We start from the raw sequence: 3,196 nt of genomic DNA on the forward strand, positions 1-3,196 counted from the left end.
CACGACTTCGGCAAGAACACCCTGCACTCGCTCGAGGTCACCCGCCGGCTGGGCGAGATGGTCGCGACCGGCTGGCCGGTGCTGGTGAGCCTGTCGAACAAGGACTTCGTCGGCGAGACCCTCGACCTGCCGGTCGGCGAGCGGCTGACCGGGACGCTCGCGGCCACCGCCGTGTGCGCCCTCGCCGGGGCCCGGATCTACCGGGTGCACCAGGTGGTCGAGACCCGCCAGGTCGTCGACATGGTCTCCTCGATCGCGGGCCGCCGCCCGCCGCAGCGGCTTGTACGAGGCCTCGCGTGAGCGGCCTTGCCGGCACCACCGTGCGCAGCGTGGCCGTGGTGCCCTCGAGCCTGGCCCTGCTTCCCGAGCTGACCAGCCCCGACGACCCGCTGCGTGCCGCGCGCGAGCACGCGCTGGCCGCCGCCGCCTGGCTGTGGCGGCGCCACCCCGACGACGTGGCGGTGCTCGCCGCGCCGCAGCGTCCCGACAACCTCGCCCGCGGGGTCGCGGAGTCGCCCGGTCTGCGCATCGGCCGGGCCCTGCTGTCGGCCGGCGGGGCCGCGACGACAGCACCCGCCCTGCAGCCGGGCGAGGCCCCGTCGGCGGCCGGGCTGCTGGTGGTGGCCAACGGCTCGGCGACCCGGTCCGTGAAGGCGCCGGGGCACCTCGACGACCGCGCGTTCGCCTTCGACGACGCCCTCGCCGCGGCTCTGCGCGGCGGGCGTCCGGAGCGGCTGACCGCGCTGGACCCCGACCTGGCCGAGCAGCTGTGGTGCTTCGACGCGCCGGCCTGGTGCCACCTGGGGCAGCTCGCGCCAGCGCCGGACGGACCGGTCTGCATGGACTACGACGACGACCCCTTCGGGGTCCGCTACTGGGTGACGAGGTGGACGTGCGCATCCTGATCGACGAGCTGGGTGGTCGGGTCGGCGAGACCGACCTGGACGCCGACGACCTGGTCGAGGTCTACCGACCGCTGCGGTCGCCGTGGTGGCGGATCAACATGGTCAGCACGGTCGACGGCTCGGCCACCGGCGCAAGCGGTCGCAGCGGATCGATCAACAACGGAGCCGACAAGGCCGTCTTCGAGACCCTGCGCGCCCTGGCCGACGCCATCCTGGTGGGCGCCGGCACCGCACGCGACGAGGGCTACGGCCCTGCCGAGGTGCCGATCGTGCTGGTCAGTCGCCGCGGGCACGTGCCGGAGACGTTGCGCGACGCGCCTCGGGGGGCGGTCCTGCTGGCCACGACGGCCGGCGCCGAGGGACTGGCCGAGAGCCGCGCTGCACTGGGGGAGGAGAACGTCATCGTCACCGGCGACGAGGTCGACCTGGCCGCGCTGCGGGGCGTCCTCGCCGAGCGTGGCCTCTCGTCGGTGCTGTCCGAGGGGGGCCCGAGCCTGTTCGCCGACCTGGTCGCGGCCGACGTCCTCGACGAGGTGTGCCTCACCGTCGTGCCCCAGCTGGTCGGAGGCGAGCACCCGCGCATCGCTACAGGCCCCGACACCGCGACGCCGCTCCGGTTGACCACCCTGCTCGAGCAGGACGGGACCCTGCTCGGACGCTGGTCCGTCGAGCGGCCCGGTTAGCTGCCGCTGGCGTCGCGCAGCTTCTCCAGCAGCGGCGCGGCGGCCTCGGCCAGGAACTGCTCCTGGGTGTTGCCGCCGATCTGCACCAGCGCGACGTCGGTGAAGCCGGAGTCCCAGAAGGCGCTGACGGCGTCGACGATGGCGTCGAGGTCGGGACCGCAGGGGATGTTGTCCGCCACGTCCTCGGGACGCACGAACTGCGTCGCCCCCGCGAAACCGGCCGTGGTCGGCAGATCGGCGTTCACCGACCAGCCACCGGCGAACCACCGGAACTGCTCGTGGGCGCGCTTGATCGCGGCGTCCTCGTCGGGATCCCAGCAGATCGGGATCTGACCGACCGCGCGGGCCGAGCCCGGGATGCGCGGGGCGCCCTTGGTGCGGTTCCACCGCGAGACGATGTCGGGGTCCGGCTCAGTGGTCATGAGGTGGTCTGCCAGCGGCGCCAGCAGCTCGATCGAGGCCGGGCCGCTGACCGCGACGCCGATCTCGACCGGCTCGGCGGGCAGGTCCCAGATCCGCGCCGAGTCGACCTGGAAGTGGTCGCCCTGCAGGTCGACGAGCTCGCCGGTGTGCAGCTCGCGGATGATCTCGATGGCCTCGGCGAGCATCTCCTGGCGCGTGGTCACGGTCGGCCAGCCCTTGCCGACGACGTGCTCGTTGAGGTTCTCCCCGCTGCCGAGCCCGAGCACGAAACGGCCCTCGGAGAGGATCCCCATCGTGGCGGCCTTCTGGGCCACCACCGCGGGGTGGTAGCGCATGGTCGGGCAGGTCACGTAGGTCATCAGGTCGACCCGCTCGGTCACCTGGGCGACCGCGCCCAGCACCGACCAGGCGTACGGCGAGTGGCCCTGCGCCGAGAGCCACGGGAAGTAGTGGTCGCTCATGACCTCGAAGTCGAAGCCGGTCTCCTCGGCCTGGGCGGCGTCACGCACGAGGCCGCGCGGGTCCCGCTGCTCGGTCATGAGGGTGTAGCCGAAGCGCGTCATGGAGGGTCCTTGGAGAACGGGGGAGGGGGCGCCCCCACCGTGCCCACCCACCCGGGCTCCAACCCGGCCGGGTCGGGGAGGAACGCCGGGAGGGCGAGGGGCAGCAGGCTCAGGCGCCGGCGTCGCCCTCGAGCGGGCGCATGAGGCCTTCCCAGTCGACGTCGGCGTAGCCCGACAGGTCGTCGAGCACGAGCGCTGCCCCGGCCTCGGTCAGCTCGTCGACGCCGAACCCGCCCGTGCGTACGGCGAGGCACCGCAGGCCCGCGCGTGAGGCGGCCTCGACGTCGTAGGGGGTGTCACCGACCATGACGGCCCGGTCGATGTCGACGCCCTCGGTGTCGTGGAGCTTGCTCAACGTGGCGTTCAGCAGGTCGGACTCGGGCTTGGACTCCTCGGCGTCCTCCGAGGTGGTGAGGATCGTGACGTGCTCGCCGACACCGAGCGTCTTCACGGCGTTCTCGGAGAAGTGCTTCTTGCCCGACGAGGCGAGCGCGACGACGAAGCCGGCCTCGACCAGGTGCTCGATCATCGCGGCGGCGCCGGGCAGGGCGGGCACCTCCTCCTCGACCTCGGCGTACTTCTCCTCCCAGGCGTCGCGCAGGGCGTCGCCGTGCTCCTTCTC

At 73.2% G+C, this 3,196-nt stretch carries 5 protein-coding genes; 3 read left to right on the forward strand and 2 right to left on the reverse strand.

All coding sequences use genetic code 11. The features are described 5' to 3' along the window. From RMN98_RS14795 to RMN98_RS14805, 3 genes are all read left to right on the forward strand, one after another. The coding region (locus RMN98_RS14795; RefSeq protein ID WP_309649584.1) for a dihydropteroate synthase at positions 1–300 on the forward strand (300 nt) is incomplete at its 5' end. Beyond that, positions 297–905, forward strand: coding sequence for a hypothetical protein (locus tag RMN98_RS14800; protein ID WP_309649585.1), 609 nt, complete (start codon positions 297–299; stop codon positions 903–905). The genes RMN98_RS14795 and RMN98_RS14800, both read left to right, overlap by 4 nt. Then, the gene (locus RMN98_RS14805) at positions 893–1,588 is read left to right on the forward strand and encodes a dihydrofolate reductase family protein (protein ID WP_309649586.1); all 696 of its coding nucleotides are present in this window, start codon (positions 893–895) and stop codon (positions 1,586–1,588) included. Before RMN98_RS14800 ends, RMN98_RS14805 begins: the two co-directional genes overlap by 13 nt. Here the strand turns inward: RMN98_RS14805 and RMN98_RS14810 are convergent. Both RMN98_RS14810 and RMN98_RS14815 read right to left on the reverse strand, forming a co-directional pair. Next, a complete protein-coding gene (locus tag RMN98_RS14810) occupies positions 1,585–2,574 on the reverse strand; it encodes an LLM class F420-dependent oxidoreductase (protein ID WP_309649587.1) in 990 nt (329 codons plus the stop codon). The genes RMN98_RS14805 and RMN98_RS14810 overlap by 4 nt on opposite strands. 109 nt (positions 2,575–2,683) lie before the next feature. Then, positions 2,684–3,196 (reverse strand): HAD hydrolase-like protein (locus RMN98_RS14815; protein WP_309649588.1); only part of this gene is annotated, 513 nt, incomplete at its 5' end.

This window comes from Nocardioides sp., from assembly GCF_031397825.1.
In the GTDB taxonomy this organism is placed as follows: Bacteria; Actinomycetota; Actinomycetes; order Propionibacteriales; family Nocardioidaceae; genus Nocardioides.

What these genes read in the sequence shown, in the direction of transcription:
- RMN98_RS14810 (WP_309649587.1), bottom strand. Translation starts at nt 2,574, where the DNA reads ATGACGCGCTTCGGCTACACCCTCATGACCGAGCAGCGGGACCCGCGC.